At 65.4% G+C, this 14,814-nt stretch carries 18 protein-coding genes and 1 riboswitch; all 18 genes read right to left on the reverse strand.

Translation table 11 applies throughout. The annotated features are described in order from the left end of the window. Positions 1-6 precede the first annotated feature (6 nt). The gene (gene tolA, locus AC07V5_RS24640; RefSeq protein WP_495118366.1) at positions 7-870 is read right to left on the reverse strand and encodes a cell envelope integrity protein TolA; all 864 of its coding nucleotides are present in this window, start codon (positions 868-870) and stop codon (positions 7-9) included. Next, complete coding sequence (gene tolR, locus AC07V5_RS24645) at positions 870-1,304, reverse strand: protein TolR (RefSeq protein ID WP_495118367.1); 435 nt, start codon at positions 1,302-1,304, stop codon at positions 870-872. Before tolR ends, tolA begins: the two co-directional genes overlap by 1 nt. Next, the gene (tolQ, locus tag AC07V5_RS24650; protein ID WP_495118368.1) at positions 1,305-1,979 is read right to left on the reverse strand and encodes a protein TolQ; all 675 of its coding nucleotides are present in this window, start codon (positions 1,977-1,979) and stop codon (positions 1,305-1,307) included. After that, complete coding sequence (ybgC, locus tag AC07V5_RS24655) at positions 1,976-2,374, reverse strand: tol-pal system-associated acyl-CoA thioesterase (protein WP_495118369.1); 399 nt, start codon at positions 2,372-2,374, stop codon at positions 1,976-1,978. The genes tolQ and ybgC overlap by 4 nt, the downstream gene beginning before the upstream one ends. Then, positions 2,371-3,549, reverse strand: a complete 1,179-nt coding sequence (locus AC07V5_RS24660) for a pyridoxal phosphate-dependent aminotransferase (RefSeq protein WP_495118370.1) — start codon at positions 3,547-3,549, stop codon at positions 2,371-2,373. The genes ybgC and AC07V5_RS24660 overlap by 4 nt, the downstream gene beginning before the upstream one ends. A 7-nt stretch (positions 3,550-3,556) precedes the next feature. After that, entirely contained in the window at positions 3,557-4,045 is a 489-nt protein-coding gene (gene nusB / locus AC07V5_RS24665; RefSeq protein WP_495118371.1) for a transcription antitermination factor NusB, read from the reverse strand. Next, positions 4,042-4,515 carry a 6,7-dimethyl-8-ribityllumazine synthase gene (gene ribH / locus AC07V5_RS24670; RefSeq protein ID WP_495118372.1) on the reverse strand — a complete coding sequence of 158 codons (474 nt, stop codon included), beginning with the start codon at positions 4,513-4,515 and terminating at the stop codon, positions 4,042-4,044. The genes nusB and ribH overlap by 4 nt, the downstream gene beginning before the upstream one ends. A gap of 18 nt (positions 4,516-4,533) precedes the next feature. Beyond that, a complete protein-coding gene (gene ribBA, locus AC07V5_RS24675; RefSeq protein WP_495118373.1) occupies positions 4,534-5,631 on the reverse strand; it encodes a bifunctional 3,4-dihydroxy-2-butanone-4-phosphate synthase/GTP cyclohydrolase II in 1,098 nt (365 codons plus the stop codon). A 24-nt stretch (positions 5,632-5,655) separates the two neighbouring features. Beyond that, entirely contained in the window at positions 5,656-6,687 is a 1,032-nt protein-coding gene (gene ribD / locus AC07V5_RS24680) for a bifunctional diaminohydroxyphosphoribosylaminopyrimidine deaminase/5-amino-6-(5-phosphoribosylamino)uracil reductase RibD (protein WP_495118374.1), read from the reverse strand. A 20-nt stretch (positions 6,688-6,707) separates the two neighbouring features. Then, positions 6,708-8,021, reverse strand: a complete 1,314-nt coding sequence (locus tag AC07V5_RS24685; protein ID WP_495118375.1) for a type IV pilus modification PilV family protein — start codon at positions 8,019-8,021, stop codon at positions 6,708-6,710. Between the two features lie 13 nt (positions 8,022-8,034). Then, on the reverse strand, positions 8,035-9,345 hold the full coding sequence (locus AC07V5_RS24690; protein ID WP_495118376.1) for a PilX N-terminal domain-containing pilus assembly protein: 1,311 nt from the start codon (positions 9,343-9,345) through the stop codon (positions 8,035-8,037). Further along, positions 9,345-10,082, reverse strand: a complete 738-nt coding sequence (locus AC07V5_RS24695) for a PilW family protein (RefSeq protein WP_495118377.1) — start codon at positions 10,080-10,082, stop codon at positions 9,345-9,347. The genes AC07V5_RS24690 and AC07V5_RS24695 overlap by 1 nt, the downstream gene beginning before the upstream one ends. Continuing rightward, the gene (locus AC07V5_RS24700) at positions 10,073-10,660 is read right to left on the reverse strand and encodes a pilus assembly FimT family protein (RefSeq protein ID WP_495118378.1); all 588 of its coding nucleotides are present in this window, start codon (positions 10,658-10,660) and stop codon (positions 10,073-10,075) included. Before AC07V5_RS24700 ends, AC07V5_RS24695 begins: the two co-directional genes overlap by 10 nt. Positions 10,661-10,662: 2 nt before the next feature. Then, positions 10,663-11,139, reverse strand: coding sequence for a type IV pilin protein (locus AC07V5_RS24705; RefSeq protein WP_495118379.1), 477 nt, complete (start codon positions 11,137-11,139; stop codon positions 10,663-10,665). A 98-nt stretch (positions 11,140-11,237) separates the two neighbouring features. Continuing rightward, entirely contained in the window at positions 11,238-11,786 is a 549-nt protein-coding gene (locus AC07V5_RS24710) for a GspH/FimT family pseudopilin (protein ID WP_495118380.1), read from the reverse strand. Between the two features lie 146 nt (positions 11,787-11,932). Next, entirely contained in the window at positions 11,933-12,376 is a 444-nt protein-coding gene (gene nrdR, locus AC07V5_RS24715) for a transcriptional regulator NrdR (protein ID WP_495118381.1), read from the reverse strand. A 23-nt stretch (positions 12,377-12,399) separates the two neighbouring features. Beyond that, positions 12,400-13,653, reverse strand: coding sequence for a serine hydroxymethyltransferase (gene glyA, locus AC07V5_RS24720; RefSeq protein WP_495118382.1), 1,254 nt, complete (start codon positions 13,651-13,653; stop codon positions 12,400-12,402). Positions 13,654-13,712: 59 nt separating this feature from the next. Further along, a riboswitch (ZMP/ZTP riboswitch) is annotated at positions 13,713-13,825 on the reverse strand. Between the two features lie 8 nt (positions 13,826-13,833). Then, a complete protein-coding gene (locus AC07V5_RS24725) occupies positions 13,834-14,679 on the reverse strand; it encodes a lytic transglycosylase domain-containing protein (RefSeq protein ID WP_495118383.1) in 846 nt (281 codons plus the stop codon). Positions 14,680-14,814: the final 135 nt, after the last annotated feature.

Raw genomic sequence — 14,814 nt, forward strand, 5'->3', positions numbered from 1 at the left:
CCAGGACTATTCGCGTGGGCGGAAGGTCAGGATCAGCACCGGCGGCACGCGGCCGTCGACGTCGCGCGGCAGCGTCTCGGCCTTCTCGATGGCGCGCAGCACGGCACGGTCCCAGTCGCCGTCGGCGCTGGCCTTGAGCACCTTGGTGCCGAGGATGCGGCCATCGGGCCCGAGTGTCACCTGCACCTCGGCCGTCGGGTTGGCGGCGCCGTCGTCCGAATAGATGATGAGCGGGCGGATCTTGCCCTTGATGCGGCCGGCATAACCGGCTGACGGCGCCGAGTTCTGGGCCGCGGTGCCCGTCGAGCCTGGCGTGCCACCGGCCATGCCCTGGATGCGGCGCAGGTTCTCCTGGCGCAGCGCCTCGCGGCGGGCGTCGGCCTCCTTGGTGTCCTTGGCCTCTTTCGCGTCTTTCGCAGCCTTGGCGTCCTTGGCCTTCTGGCGGTCCTGCTCTTCCTTGGCCGCTTTCTCCTTCACTGCTTTGTCCTTCGCGTCCTTCTCTTTGGCCGCCTTCTCGCGCTCCAGGCGCGCAGCCTCGTCACGGGCCTTTTCTTCTTTGACCTTTTTCGCTTTGGCGATCGCGATCTCCGCTTCGCGCTGCTCTGCAGCCGCTTCAGCAGCACGCTGCTGGGCGGCCTTCAAGTCGGGCTTGGGGGCTTCGGGCTCGGGCTCCGGCGGCGCTTCCGCGCGGGGTGCGGCCACCTGGGGCACGGCGGACCACAGCTCGGCCTCGAAGGCCGGCGACGAATCGCTGCGCCAGTGCAGGCCGTAACTCAGCGCCAGGATCAGCAGGCCGTGGGCGATCAGCGCGAGAGTCAGCCCGCGGCCGATGCCGGCAGCTTCGGGCGGACGCAGGGTGGCGGCGGACATCAGTTGGATGCAGCGCCGCTCTTCACGGCCAGGCCGACGCGCTGGATGCCGGCGCGCTGCAGTGCATCCATGACCTGGACGACGGCCTCGTACTTGACGTTCTTGTCGGCCGAGATGACGACGGGGCTGCTCGCGTCCTTGCCCTGGCCCTTCTTCACGCGCTCGGCCAGCCGGTTCATCGGGATGGACTCGGGCTCCAGCTGGTCGATCTTGATCTTGAGCTTCTCGTCGGTGCCGACGATGACCTGGATGACGTGCTCGGGCTGCTGGCGGCTCTTGCCCACGCTGGGCAGGTCCACCATGCCGGTCGTGATCAGCGGTGCGCTGACCATGAAGATGATGAGCAGCACCAGCATCACGTCGATGAACGGGACCATGTTGATCTCGTTCATCGTGCGGCGCCTGCGGCCGCCACGGGCGGAAACGGAAGCCATTTAGTGTTGCGTGGCGTTGCGTTGCAGGATGTTGGAGAACTCTTCGATGAAGGTCTCCAGCGTGATCGCGCTGCGGTCGATCTGGCGGGCGAAGCGGTTGTAGGCCAGCACGGCGGGAATAGCGGCGAACAGGCCGATGGCCGTGGCGACCAGCGCCTCGGCAATGCCGGGCGCAACAGTAGCCAGCGTGACCTGCGTCAGGTTCGACAAGCCGACGAAGGCATGCATGATTCCCCAGATGGTGCCGAACAGGCCCACGTAAGGCGACACCGAACCGACCGAGGCGAGGAAGGACAGGTTGCTTTCCATCGCGTCCAGCTCGCGGTGGAAGCTCGCGCGCATCGCGCGGCGGGCGGCGTCGAGCAGGGCGCCGGCATCGGTCACGCGCTTCTCGCGCAGCTTCAGGAACTCGCGCATGCCGGACGCGAAGATGCGCTCCAGCGGTGCGGCGTCGGCGCGGTTGCCAACCGACTGATAGAGGTCGTTGAGGTTCTTGCCGCTCCAGAACTCGGCCTCGAAGGCGTCGTTGCGGCGCTTGATCTGCCCCAGGCCGATGAGCTTGCCGAAGATGACGCTCCAGCTCGCAAGCGACACGAGCAGCAGGCCTGCGATGACGAGCTGCACGGCAAAGCTGGCGTGCAGGATCAGGGAGACGATGGAGAGGTCTTGGTTCATGCGGTGGTGATCGCTGCGACGACAGAGTCCGGCAGGCGTTGGGGTTTCAGGTCGCTCGCGCGTACGCAGCCGATGCGGATTTCGCCTTCGCACAGCAGCGTGTCGCCGCGCAGCGCGCGCTGGCGCACGATGAGGCTGGCGCGACCGGCGGGCTGAGGCTCGACCGTGATGGTCAGCAGGTCGTCGAGCCGCGCCGGCGCGGCATAGCGCAGGCTGGTGGCAGCCACGACGAACATGACGCCGGTGTCCTCGCGCAGCTGGTGCTGCTCGACGCCGGCCGCGCGCAGCCACTCGGTACGGGCGCGCTCGAAGAACTTCAGGTAGTTGGCGTAGAAGACGATGCCGCCGGCGTCGGTGTCTTCCCAGTAGACGCGGATGGGGAAATCAAAGCTCACGCCAACACCTCGCGTAGGCGACGCATGGCTTCCTGCAGGTCTTCCATCGACGATGCGAAGGACAGGCGCATCCAGCGTTGCGGGTCGGCCAAGCCGAAGTCGCGGCCGGGCGTCAGGGCGACCTGGGCGCTTTGCAGCAACTCGTGGGCGAAGGCCCAGCTGTCGGCGTGATGGCGGCTGATGTCCATCCAGGCATAGAAGGCGCCGTCGGGCGCGACGGGCACCGTCAGGCCGAGGTCGTTGAGGGCCGACACCACGTAGTCGCGGCGCTCACGCAGCATGCTGCGGCGGCGTTCGAACTCAGCAATCGACTCGGGCTCGAAGGCCCTCAGCGCGGCCACCTGCGCCAGCGTCGAGGGGCAGATGTAGAGGTTCTGCGCCAGCCGCTCGATGGCCGGCACCAGGGCCGGGGGCAGCACCAGCCAACCCAGCCGCCAGCCCGTCATGCCGAAGTACTTGGAGAAGCTGTTGACCGAGACGATGTCGTCGCCCAGGGCCAAGGCACTGTGGCTGAAGTGCTCGTCGTAGCTCAGCGGCAGGTAGATCTCGTCGACAACCGTGACGCCGCCGTGCTCACGCACAAAGCCGGCGATGTCGGCCAGCACGTCGGGTGCGATGGAGGTACCGGTGGGGTTGCTGGGTGAAGCCAGCAGCACGCCGCGTGTTGCTGGCGTCCAGGCCTCGCGCACTTGCGCAGCGCCAAGCTGGAAGCGCTCGGCAGCGCCGGTGGGCAGCAGACGCGGCGTCGCGTCGGCCGCCGTCACGAAGTGCCGGTTGCAGGGGTAGCAGGGGTCGGGCATCAACACCTCATCGCCCCGCTCGAACAGAGCGAGGCAAGCGAGCTGCAAGCCAGCCGAGGCGCCGGCAGTGATGGCGATGCGCTCGGGCGAGACGTTCAGGCCGAAACGCTGGGCGTACCAGTGGGAGATGGCTTCGCGCAGCTCGGGCAGGCCGAGGGCATCGGTGTAGGGCGTCGGGCCTTGGGCGACGCGGGCCACGGCTTCGCGCACCGCCGGCGCAGCGCCAAAGTCGGGCTCGCCCACATTGAGGCGGATCATGCGCCGACCGCCCTGTGCGGGATCGCACAGCGGGCCTGCGGCAACCCGGGCCGCGGCCTTGGCCAGCTCCATCACGTAGAAGGGCTCGATGCGGTCGAGCCTGGCGGCGAGCTTCACGGCGTCTTTAACGCTTCGCGCCCACCTCGGTGGGGCGCAGATCGCCGGCCGCGCGGTCCAGCACGCCATTGACGTACTTGTGGCCATCGGTGCCACCGAAGGACTTGGCCAGCTCCACGGCCTCGTTGATGGCAACGCGGTAGGGGATGTCGACGCAGTGCTTGAGCTCGTAGGCGCCGATCATCAGGATGGCGTGCTCGATCGGCGAGAGTTCCGTGGTCTTGCGGTCGACGTGGCGAGACAGGATGGCGTCGAGGTCGGCCGCTTCGCTGATGCAGCCACCAAGCAGCGCGTCGTAATGCTTGACGTCGAGCTTGGCGTAGCCGTCTTGCTCGCGACCCAGCGCGGTGATGGCGCCAACGTCATCGCCGGTCAGCAACCATTGGTAGAGGCCTTGCACCGCAGCCTCGCGCGAGCGGCGGCGAGCGGACTTGACGGGAGCGCGCTTGGCGCCCGGCTTGGTGGCCGTCTTGGATGCGGTCTTGGGAGCGTTCACTCGATCTCTTTCAGCAGATTGGCCATTTCAACGGCAACGCGCGCGGCGTCACGGCCCTTGGGCTCGGCGCGAGCCCAGGCCTGGGCCTCGTTCTCGACGGTCAGGATGGCATTGGCGATCGGGATGCCGTGGTCCAGGCCGACGCGGGTGATGGCCGAGCCGCTCTCGTTGGCGACCAGCTCGAAGTGGTAGGTCTCGCCGCGGATGATGCAGCCCAACGCGATCAACGCGTCAAAGTCATTGCTCTCGGCCAGCACTTGCAGCGCCAGCGGCACCTCGAGTGCGCCGGGCACGGTGACGTGGCGGATGGCCTCGGCCGGCACACCCAGCACCGACAACTCTGCCAGGCAGGCGCTGGCCAGCGCCGACGTGATGGAGTCATTGAAGCGCGCCTGCACGATGGCGACGCTCAGTTCGCTGCCGTCGAGTGCGCCCTCGGAGCTGGGCAGGCCTTGGTCAGAATCTTGCATCGCGTGCCTTTGGTCGTTTCAGCAGGAAGGGGGCGCCACGAAGCCGGTGACTTCGAGTCCATAGCCGGTCATGCTGGGCATGCGGCGTGGGCTGCCCAGCAGCTTCATGCGGTGCACGCCCAGGGCTTTGAGGATCTGGGCGCCGACGCCGTAGGTGCGCAGGTCCATGGCACCCTTGGAAACCGGCGCCTGTTCGCTGGACTGCACGCGGGCCAGCACGCCAGCGGCATCTTCGCCGCAGTTCAGCAGCACGGCGACGCCCGCCGTACTGGCCTGCAGCGCCGCCAGCGCGGCGGGCAGCCCCCAGGAGTGGCCGCAGGAGCCCGCTTCGAGCAGGTCCATGACCGACAACGGCTCATGCACGCGCACGAGGACTTCGTCGGCAGGCTGCCACTGGCCGTGGCTCAGCGCGAGGTGGGTGGCACCGGTGCGGTCAGTAAAGACTTGGCAATCGAACTCGCCCTGGGCCGTGTTCAGGCGTCGCTCGGTGACGCGCGTGATGAGGCTCTCGTGACGGCTGCGGTACTCGATGAGATCGGCGATGGTGCCGATCTTGAGGCCGTGTTCCTTGGCGAAGACTTCCAGGTCCGGCAGCCGGGCCATGGTGCCGTCGTCCTTCATGATCTCGCAGATGACCGACGTGGCCGACAGGCCGGCCATGCGGGCCAGGTCGCACCCGGCTTCGGTATGGCCTGCGCGCATCAGCACGCCGCCATCCTGGGCCTGCAGCGGGAAGATGTGGCCCGGCTGGACGAGGTCGGTCGCCTTGGCATCCGCCGCGACGGCGGCCTGCACCGTGCGGGCGCGGTCAGCAGCCGAGATGCCGGTCGTGACGCCGGTGGCGGCCTCGATGGACACCGTGAAGGCAGTGCCGTGTTGAGTGCCGTTGCGGCGCGTCATCGGCGGCAACTGCAGGCGTTCGCAATGCTCGCGCGGCAGCGTCAGGCAGATCAGGCCACGGCCATGCTTGGCCATGAAGTTGATGGCCTCGGGCGTGACAAGGTCGGCGGCGAGGACGAGATCGCCCTCGTTTTCGCGGTCTTCCTCGTCGACCAGGATGACCATGCGGCCTGCCGCCAGCTCGGCGACCAACTCGGGAATGGGAGAGATGGGCATAGCCGGCGATTGTAGGTGGCGACCCTAGGTCGGACGCAGACGAAGGCGTAGATCCTCGCCGACAACGGTGGCTTCCACGAGTCGCCAGCGGCGGGCGTCGCCGAGTGCCGCCAGCGGCGCGAGCGCAGCCAGCGGCCGGCCTTCGCCGATCAGCATCGGAGCCTGATAGACCAACAGCTCGTCCACGAGGCCGGCGTCGAGGAAGGCGCCGGACAGCGTTGGGCCGGCTTCAACGTGCAGTTCATTGATGCCCTGGGCGCCCAGTTGAGCCAGCAAGGCGGGCAGATCCGCGCGGCCGGGGCCGATGACGCGAGCCTCGCCGGGGGGGTGCAGGACGCGCGCACTGGCTGGCATGCGCCCCTGCGGGTCGAGCACGAGGCGCTGCGGTTGCCTGACGGTGGGCACGAGGCGCACGTCCAGCCGCGGGTCGTCGGCCAGCACTGTGCCGATGCCGGTCAGCACGGCGCCGGCCCGACGCCGCCAGGCATGGCCGTCGGTGCGCGCGGCCTCGCCGGTGATCCACTGGCTGCGGCCGTCGGGCAAGGCCGTCCGCCCATCGAGGGAGATGGCCGACTTCAGCCTCACGAAGGGCCGACCGCGCTGCATGCGCGAGAAGAATCCGATGTTGAGTTCTCGTGCCGCTTCGGCGATGACCGCGTCGGCGAGCTCGACCTGGATGCCCGCAGCTTTCAGTCGCGCCAGACCCTGACCGGCGACCTGCGGATTGGGGTCTTCGACCGCAGAGACGACGCGTGCAATACCCGCGGCGATCAGTGCATCACAGCAAGGCGGCGTGCGGCCGTGGTGTGAGCAGGGCTCCAGCGTGACGATGGCCGTCGCGCCGCGGACATCGTGGCCACGCGCGGCAGCGTCTCGCAGCGCCATGACCTCGGCGTGAGCTTGACCCGCCGCCTGGGTGTGGCCCGCCCCCAGCTCACGGCCGTCGGGCGACAGGATGACGCAGCCGACTCGAGGATTAGGGTCGCTGAGTCCGATGGCCTGCTCGGCCAGAGAAAGTGCGCGCTGCAGTGCGGCGGTGATGTCCGACGGATTCATGCCGCCAGTCTAGCCAGCGGTCAAGGCTGCAACTGGAGAGTCGAATAGTCCGCGAAGATGCCGCCGGCTGCGTTCACCGCAGGGGCCGTGGGGCAACTGCGGTCTCCCTGCACGACCAGGAAGTTCTGGCGTGCCAGGGAGCCCGTGACCTTGCCGTACACCGCTGGATGCTCGGAGTTGTCCAGCGACTTCTTGTCCGGCGTGTAGGCGTCTGTACTGCCGTCGTAATCTGCGCTGTAGCGGCAGACGCGGTACTCGGCAGCGGTCGTACCGGTGCTGAATCGCGTCAACACGACTTTCCCGGACCAGCTCAACGGCGTGCCCGTGGGCTCGACGATGCAGTAGTAGTTGACGAAGGGCTGGGTGCTCGGCGCAGTACCGGGTGAATCTTCGAAGCAGTTGCGCACTGGCAAATCTGCCGTGGCGACCGTAAAGCTGCGCGTCAGGATGTTGCCGTGGGAGTCCCTGATCGGGTTGCCATCGGCGTCGAGCCGCGGCAGAGAGTAGCTGCCGCTGACGAAGTCCAGCCCGAGCGGAATGGCGGTTGCCTCAGGCACGCTGGGATTGGCCGGATTGGTGTTCGAGAAGCGCACCGTGCCGCTCAGCAGGAAGCCGATCGTGGGGTTGCTGCAGCTCGCGACATCGGCCGTCGTCAATGTGGACACCGGCGTGCCGGCGGGAATCGAGCACTTGCCGACGATGACACCCGTCAGGTTGTTGAAGATCCAAACCGTGCTGCCCAGGGCGCTCGGGCGGAAGGCGCTGTTGTTCTTGTCCACCTTTGCCGCACCTTCCGGGATGACCGGATTGCGGCCAGACGGTTGAGCTATCGGGCTGGCCTGAGGTGTCATGCCGACGACCGCACTGAAGACAGGGTCCACCGAGGCGATGACCGTGTCCAGGCTGACGGTCTGCTGAATGTTGGCACGGTCGGTCCAGGTCACTTGCACGCGAACCACCTTGCCCTGCCCGCCGGTCGCCAGCGGGGTGACGACACGCTGCACGGTATAGGCCGTGTTGGAATCAGCAGGTGTCGTCGGCGCGCGCGTCACGCTCGTGATGTCGTCGTAGAACTTGACAGCGGTCGAAGTGCTGGACCCGCGCGTGAGCTCGGAGAAAGCCCGCGCCTCGGCGATTTCGGCGCGGGCCATGCGCATGGCTTCGCTGCGCTGCTTGGCCAGGTCTGCACCGAAACGCAGATTGCTCATCAAGCCCACGAGGGCCAGCATGCCGAAGGACATCACCAGCAAGGCGACCAGGGCCTCGATCAAAGTGACGCCGCGCTGGCGGGCCGCTACTGGGCGCGGGGAGCGGGTATGAAACAGCTTGGACATCAGCCCGCCTCGGTCAATCGTTATCGGTGTCGCGCCAGCCGCCGGAAACCCGCGCGTAGCTGCCCTGACGATTACGGAGCTGGTTCGCGATGGATCGCAGGTAGTACACGTCCATGCTTCCGTTCACCCGCATGTCGCCCTGAACCAGCACCATGCCGGTGATCAGCGAGGTCAGCCCGCCCGTATTGGTCCAGTCCAGATCGCCAAGAGCTACGAGCATGCCGTTGATCTGCATCGGCCCGGTCAGGGCGACCGCGCCATCCACGATGATCAGCGGCGGATCGTTGACGGCGCCGATGACCACGTTGGAATTGATGGCCATGGCCCCGTCAACCCAAAGGATTCGCTTGCCTGCGTCATAGGCATTCTGCAGATCCGTTCCGCAATCGCCTGCCGTGCAAGTGACCACTTGCAGCGACGGATGATTCTTGTATCGACTGGGTGCCATGCCCATGAACACCCGGAAGAACTCTCGGGTCGTCATGCCGTTCAGGTCGTTGTCGCTAAAGACTCGCGCCTGACTCGGCGGCGTGCCAGGCACGCTGTCCATGCGGCTGTCAATGAGGCCCACTGGCGCAGGACGGCCAGACACGATCAAGAGTCCGTTGGACGCAGGGTCGGTGTTGTGCAAACCCAGGCCACCACTTCCCAAGGTCGTCAGGCTGCCCTTGACGATCAGCGGGCTGGACGGCGACGAAGGCACGGCGGCAATAAAGGCGATAGCCGCGTTTTGCGAAGAGGTTGCGACGGCCCTTTGGCTGCGCGCCTCCGAGCCGTTGGCACAGTTATCGACACTGCTGTCCGTGCAGCCCTGAGATGTCACCATGAAACTGCCGTAGTGCGTGTTCGGACTCTCGCTGCCCAAGGCGATTCCTACGCTGGGCACGAGATTTCCAGCCACGGTTGTCGTTGGTTGACTGGACCGGCCGCCCGGTGCGGGGCAACGGCAAACCAAGGCTGTGCTCGTGCGGACGCAGTCGACTGCGACAGCAGTCGGTACTGAACTTTTGCTTTGGGTGTCGCGGTCTGCCGGCGAAACTGAAAGATATTTATCAACGAAGCGCGTTCCGCCGCTACTCACCGGTGCGCAATTGGCGTTGATACCCGAGCCATTGAGCATGGCCACAGTCCATTCAATGCCGCCTTCGGCCATCTCCTGAGCCATGCTGGCACGGTAATAGCTGCTGGATATCCGCTGTTCAAACATCAGGCTGCGGTTGGCATACGCTGCCAACAAAGCCATGACCAGGAAAAGGACCATGACCACCACGAGCGTGGCCGCCCCTGCCTGCGTCTGCCGACCGGCTGTATTGAATGAGCGCATCACGGGCAAACCCCGCTGATATCGTCGGCACGGATTTTTTCCTTGACTTGCAAGGTGCGCTTGACGCTGCTATCAGACTTGGCATGCGCCGTGATGGTGAAGTCCACCCACCGCACTGTCATCGTTGGGCAAGCAACACCGACTGGGCAAGAGCACAGATCATCAAGCGGAATCTGCTGGCTATAGATGACAGGAATAAAGGCGTCAATCTCTACCGCGTCCGGATCCGTGATTGGCTGCCAGTTGGGTTGGCCGTTCACCGAGCCGAGTTGAAGAGATAGCGTCTTGTTGCTCAGCTTGATGCCGAACTGTTCATTGTTGGCCAATACGTTGGTGTCATTCACCGTACTCGAGCCGGCGGCCGGTTTTGCATACCGATAAAACAAGTCATGCCCGCCTTGCGACTGCGTCACTGCGGTATACGGACTGACAATTGCAGCCTTCGCCGAGACTGAGCCCGCATTGTGCTCTGGTTCCCAAACGCCGTTGGCCGGCAGCCCTCGGTAACCCGCACGGCGCAGATCCTGCTGAAGCAAATCGGCCGCGACACGCAGATCCTGCTGCATTTGCACTTCGAGCATCAGCCGGCGGTGTTCCGTGATTTGCCGGGTTGCGACCAGGGCTGCCCCGGCTGTGACGATCAACCCCACGGTGATGCCTACCATCAACTCGATCAAACCCAGGCCACGCTCGGCGTGGCGCGAGGGTGCACGGCTTGGTTTGAGTTTCATACGCATGTGACGTACCCGCTCATGTCACCGTTTGGCGAACATATCTTGACCCGGCCTGCAGTGTTGACCTCCACACGCAAGGCATACCCTCGCCGCTGACCGACCACGTCGACACGAAATCCCACAACGTCAATGGTCGACTGCTCGCGGGAAAACTTGATTTGATTGTCATAGGGAGCAACAAACGTCCCTGACGAAGCGAATCTGACATGCTGCAAAGGCAATTGGAACAAGCGCAACAATTTGGAGGGTCCAGCAGGGCATATATTACTTGGCGCATTGAAGCATTTGCATTGATTCCAAGCGCTTTCCGTGACTACGGCCGCGCAGCTCATAGTCGGATTGGGTTCGGTGTCAAATTGCACAATGAGCCTGGAATTGATCGAATTCGTCTCAGCCTTGGCATAAGCCAAAATACCCGCGACTTCATCCGTTGCGGCAATCACCCGCCGCTTTTCCAACAGATCAGCCATCGAAGGCGCGGCAATCGCCATCAGGATGGAAAGTACGGCCACCCCGATCAGAATCTCAACCAGGGTGAGCCCGGGCATGCGAGCGGCGAATGCATGAAAACTCTTTTTCATGGTTATTTTGGCCAGCAAATGTCCTTGGTGTCGCGATCCGTACCCGAATTGTCTGGGTCACCGATGGCCGAATAGGTGACTACGGCGCCCTCCAATTTCACGGTCAAGCTCTTGCAGGCAATATCGCCGGCCTGCTTGCCGCCAGACACCGGCGTCGCCGTGGCGTTATAGCCGATATCAAAGCTCGGGGTCGTGCCAACCCCTGTCAGAGTCACCTGGTAGTGCGGCGTGATATTGGAAATGTCAAGGTTGTTCAGATCAACCAACGAGGATGCGTAGTTGCTGGCGTTGCTGCGATAGCGCTCCTGGGCCTGCATCACTGTCGTCAGCGCAGCGATGGCGTCGGCTCGCCGACCGCGCTGCATTTGCGACGTGTAGGCCGGATAAGCGATCGAGGCAAGAATGCCGGCAATAGCGAGCGCAACCATCAACTCGATCAGACTGAAGCCATTGCTTCTGGGGCAGGGAAGCGTACGCATGGCGCGATTTTCGGTAGTCGCCGTTGGCGGCCTGTAACGGCAGTACCGCTCGTCCGCCAAGTTGCGCCGCCGGTCGGCAACCACCACGAATGAGGGGCTTATGCGCACTTGGGCATGTTGGCCACTTTGGTGCCAACGTAGCAACTGCGTACCCGACCCGTGATGGCGACAACCTGCCGGATCGCAGAGCCGCTACTCAGACGCAGCTCGATGCTGCCTGTCTGTGTCACCAGACCTTGGCGATGCTGGAACGCCATCGTCTCGGCATTGCTGCTGATCTGCACCGGCTGGCTGGATGGCAGCCATTCGGCCTTGATGACGTGGCTCCCCTGCTTTGTGCAGACGGCCTTGCCATCCGCGCAGTCGCAGTCGTTCTTGGCACCGGTGTGCAGGACGTAGCAGGCGCCAGCACCCTTGCCGCTGACGCGGAAGTAGACCGAGTCGCCGAGGCGGGCGGCCTCGCTGCGGGCGAAGCGCAGGTCGGTGGCCAGGGCATCCGATCTGACACGCAGCTTTTGCTCCTGGTGCAGCTTGCCCATGGCGGGCACGGCTTGGCTGATCAGAGCAGCACAGATGCCGACGCTGGCGCAGAGCTCCACGAGGGTGAAACCGCGGCTGGTGCGGCGGGTGTTGACGGTGCGGTTCATGCGGCTTCCCTCGATTCGTTATTTGATGTAACGAACTTTAGGAAGCGGGGCTCAACGCGTCTTTCCCCCGTAAGGCGGAACGAAGGGGGAGAGGGTGGGGGCGCATCCCCCGCGACTCCCTCTTAAGGGGGATAGGGAAACCACGGTCAGATCTCGCGGATCAGCTGGCGGAACTCGTCAACGTCCTCAAAGCTGCGATAGACCGACGCGAAGCGGACGTAGGCCACCTTGTCGATGCGCTTGAGTTCGCGCATGACCAGCTCGCCCAGGCGCGTGGACGCGATCTCGCGGGCGCCGCTGGCAAGCAGCTTTTCCTCGATGCGGTTGATGGCCGCGTCGATCTGCTCAACGCTGACCGGCCGCTTGCGCAATGCCAACTGCATGGATGCGCGCAGCTTGGAGGCGTCGAAGTCGGCGCGCCGCCCATCCTTCTTGACGACCGAGGGCATGGCGATGTCAGCCCGCTCATAGGTCGTGAAGCGCTTGTCGCAGGACAGGCAGCGGCGCCGCCGGCGGACGACGTCGCCCTCGTCCGACTCCCGGGTCTCGGAGACCTGGGTTTCGGTGTGAGAGCAGAACGGGCAGCGCACGGCGTCCGGGGCTCAGCCGCCGATCAACCGCGATACACCGGGAAGGCTGCAGTCAGCGCAGCAACCTTCTCGCGCACGGCGGCCAGGTTGGCCTCGTCGTGCGGCTTGTCCAGCACGTCGGCGATCAGGTGAGCCGTGGCGCGCACCTGCTCCTCCTTGAAACCACGCGTCGTCATGGCCGGCGTGCCGAGGCGGACGCCGCTGGTGACCATGGGCTTCTGCGGGTCGTTGGGGATGCCGTTCTTGTTGCAGGTCATGTGGGCCGCGCCCAGGATGGCCTCGGCTTCCTTGCCCGTCAGGTTCTTGGGGCGCAGGTCCACCAGCATGACGTGGCTTTCCGTGCCGCCGGAGACGATGCGCAGGCCGCGCTCGATCAGCGTGTCGGCCAGCACCTTGGCGTTCTTAACAACCTGTTCCTGGTAGGCCTTGAACTCGGGCGTCAGCGCTTCCTTGAAGGCCACGGCCTTGCCGGCGATGACGTGCATCAGCGGGCCGCCCTGGATGCCGGGGAAGATGGCCGAGTTGATCTTCTTGGCGATCGCCTCGTCGTTCGTCAGGATGATGCCGCCGCGCGGGCCGCGCAGGCTCTTGTGCGTGGTGGACGTGACGACGTCGGCATGCGGCAGCGGGTTCGGGTAGACGCCCGCGGCGATCAGGCCGGCGTAGTGGGCCATGTCGACCATGAAGTAGGCGCCGATCTCCTTGGCGATCTTGCCGAAGCGCTCGAAGTCGATGCGCAGCGAGTAGGCCGACGCGCCGGCAATGATGAGCTTGGGCTTCTTCTCGCGGGCCAGGGCTTCCATCGCGTCGTAGTCGATGGCTTCGTTCTCGTCCAGGCCGTAGCTGATGACGTTGAACCACTTGCCGCTCATGTTCAGCGCCATGCCGTGGGTCAGGTGACCGCCTTCGGCCAGGCTCATGCCCATGATGGTGTCGCCGGGCTGCAGCAGCGCGAAGAACACGCCCTGGTTGGCTTGCGAGCCGGAGTTGGGCTGCACGTTGGCGAACTCGGCGCCGAAGAGCTGCTTCACACGGTCGATGGCGAGTTGCTCGGCCACGTCGACGTATTCGCAGCCACCGTAGTAGCGCTTGCCGGGGTAACCCTCGGCGTACTTGTTCGTCAGCTGGCTGCCCTGGGCTTCCATGACGGCAGGCGACGTGTAGTTCTCGCTGGCGATCAGCTCGATGTGGTCTTCCTGGCGGCGCGTCTCGTTCTGGACAGCGGTCCAGAGCTCGGGGTCGACCAGGGCGAGGGTGGAGGTATTGCGGTCAAACATGGCAGATGTTTCCGAAGTTCAGGCGGTAAATCCAAGGCGCTCACGGCTGGCGTGATGTCCAAGGCTGCCCAGGCGAACGGCTGATAGCGGCTGTGACAACCGCCTCACGCTCCCCGGTGGTGGCCCACCTCAGGTCAGCTTGTGACCCTGATCGCCAGTCGCGTGAACGGCCAGTGTAGTTCAGCGCAGCAGGGCCACTTGAGCAGATTCGCCCGTGGGCGCCGACGCTGCTTCGCGCAGGGGGCGCACGGTGACATTCGCGGGCACCGAGCGGCCGGCCGCGACAGACTTCAGCAGGTCGTGCTCGGCCAGCACGCGCGCCGTGTAGCCGGTGTCCTCGGCCAGGTTGGCGCCGCCGACGTAGAAGCGCAGGCCGTCCTCGAGGCTGCCGGCACGCTGGATGCATTCCTTCAGCACTTGCACACCGACCCGCAGGTTCGTCACCGGGTCGAAGGCCGCCAACGTGCCACCGAAGGCCTCGTATTTGTCGTCGTGCACGCGAGTCATGACCTGCATCAGGCCCTGGGCGCCCACGGAACTCTGCGCGAAGGGGTTGAAGCGGGATTCAATGGCCATGATGGCCAGGATGAGCGTCGGCTCGACCTTGGCCCGCTGCCCAACTGCCCAGGCCTCTTGCACGAGGCGGCTAATGGGCTCGGGCGCCACGCTGTAGCGGCGTGCCAGCCAGTGGGCCACGGCAGCTTGCTGGCGGCTCAGTTCGCGCGGGTCGGTGGCGGTGGCCCGGGCGATGGCATCCGGCTCGGCAGACGTCAGCAGCGTGTTGCCCTCGGCCTCGGCACGCGCCTCGTGGCGTGCATTCAGCCAGCCCAGCGTGGCCGACTCCAGCTTCTCGCGCAGGCCTGCCTGGCTCGTGAACACCAGCAGCACCGACACCACGGCCAGCCCGACGAGGGCCAGCGTGTTGTGGCTGACCACGAGCAGGCCGTTGCCGATGTCCTTGACGAACAGCGACGCCGAATCCCGCGTGTGGCGAGCCAGGCTGAACAGGTCTTGACGTGTCGTCATGCGACTCCTTGTGTCGCGGTCCGCCTCAGGCTGCCTCAGGTAGAGAGGCTGTCTGGGTGGGGCGACGGTGATAATTTCCCGGTCGATTGCTCTGGCCTGTGGCATCTGTGTGCCCGGTGGACCCGGCCGGTTGGG

The sequence above is a fragment of the Roseateles sp. GW821-FHT02E12 genome (assembly GCF_059421665.1).

Excerpts from the sequence above, each read along its gene's own strand:
- AC07V5_RS24725 (WP_495118383.1), bottom strand. The coding sequence starts at position 14,679 with ATGACGACACGTCAAGACCTGTTCAGCCTGGCTCGCCACACGCGGGAT.
- AC07V5_RS24685 (WP_495118375.1), bottom strand. The coding sequence starts at position 8,021 with ATGTCCAAGCTGTTTCATACCCGCTCCCCGCGCCCAGTAGCGGCCCGC.
- AC07V5_RS24700 (WP_495118378.1), bottom strand. The coding sequence starts at position 10,660 with ATGAAAAAGAGTTTTCATGCATTCGCCGCTCGCATGCCCGGGCTCACC.
- ribBA (WP_495118373.1), bottom strand. The coding sequence starts at position 5,631 with ATGCCCATCTCTCCCATTCCCGAGTTGGTCGCCGAGCTGGCGGCAGGC.
- AC07V5_RS24690 (WP_495118376.1), bottom strand. The coding sequence starts at position 9,345 with ATGCGCTCATTCAATACAGCCGGTCGGCAGACGCAGGCAGGGGCGGCC.
- tolR (WP_495118367.1), bottom strand. The coding sequence starts at position 1,304 with ATGGCTTCCGTTTCCGCCCGTGGCGGCCGCAGGCGCCGCACGATGAAC.
- AC07V5_RS24705 (WP_495118379.1), bottom strand. The coding sequence starts at position 11,139 with ATGCGTACGCTTCCCTGCCCCAGAAGCAATGGCTTCAGTCTGATCGAG.
- tolA (WP_495118366.1), bottom strand. The coding sequence starts at position 870 with ATGTCCGCCGCCACCCTGCGTCCGCCCGAAGCTGCCGGCATCGGCCGC.
- tolQ (WP_495118368.1), bottom strand. The coding sequence starts at position 1,979 with ATGAACCAAGACCTCTCCATCGTCTCCCTGATCCTGCACGCCAGCTTT.
- AC07V5_RS24710 (WP_495118380.1), bottom strand. The coding sequence starts at position 11,786 with ATGAACCGCACCGTCAACACCCGCCGCACCAGCCGCGGTTTCACCCTC.
- ribH (WP_495118372.1), bottom strand. The coding sequence starts at position 4,515 with ATGCAAGATTCTGACCAAGGCCTGCCCAGCTCCGAGGGCGCACTCGAC.
- glyA (WP_495118382.1), bottom strand. The coding sequence starts at position 13,653 with ATGTTTGACCGCAATACCTCCACCCTCGCCCTGGTCGACCCCGAGCTC.
- ribD (WP_495118374.1), bottom strand. The coding sequence starts at position 6,687 with ATGAATCCGTCGGACATCACCGCCGCACTGCAGCGCGCACTTTCTCTG.
- AC07V5_RS24695 (WP_495118377.1), bottom strand. The coding sequence starts at position 10,082 with ATGCGTATGAAACTCAAACCAAGCCGTGCACCCTCGCGCCACGCCGAG.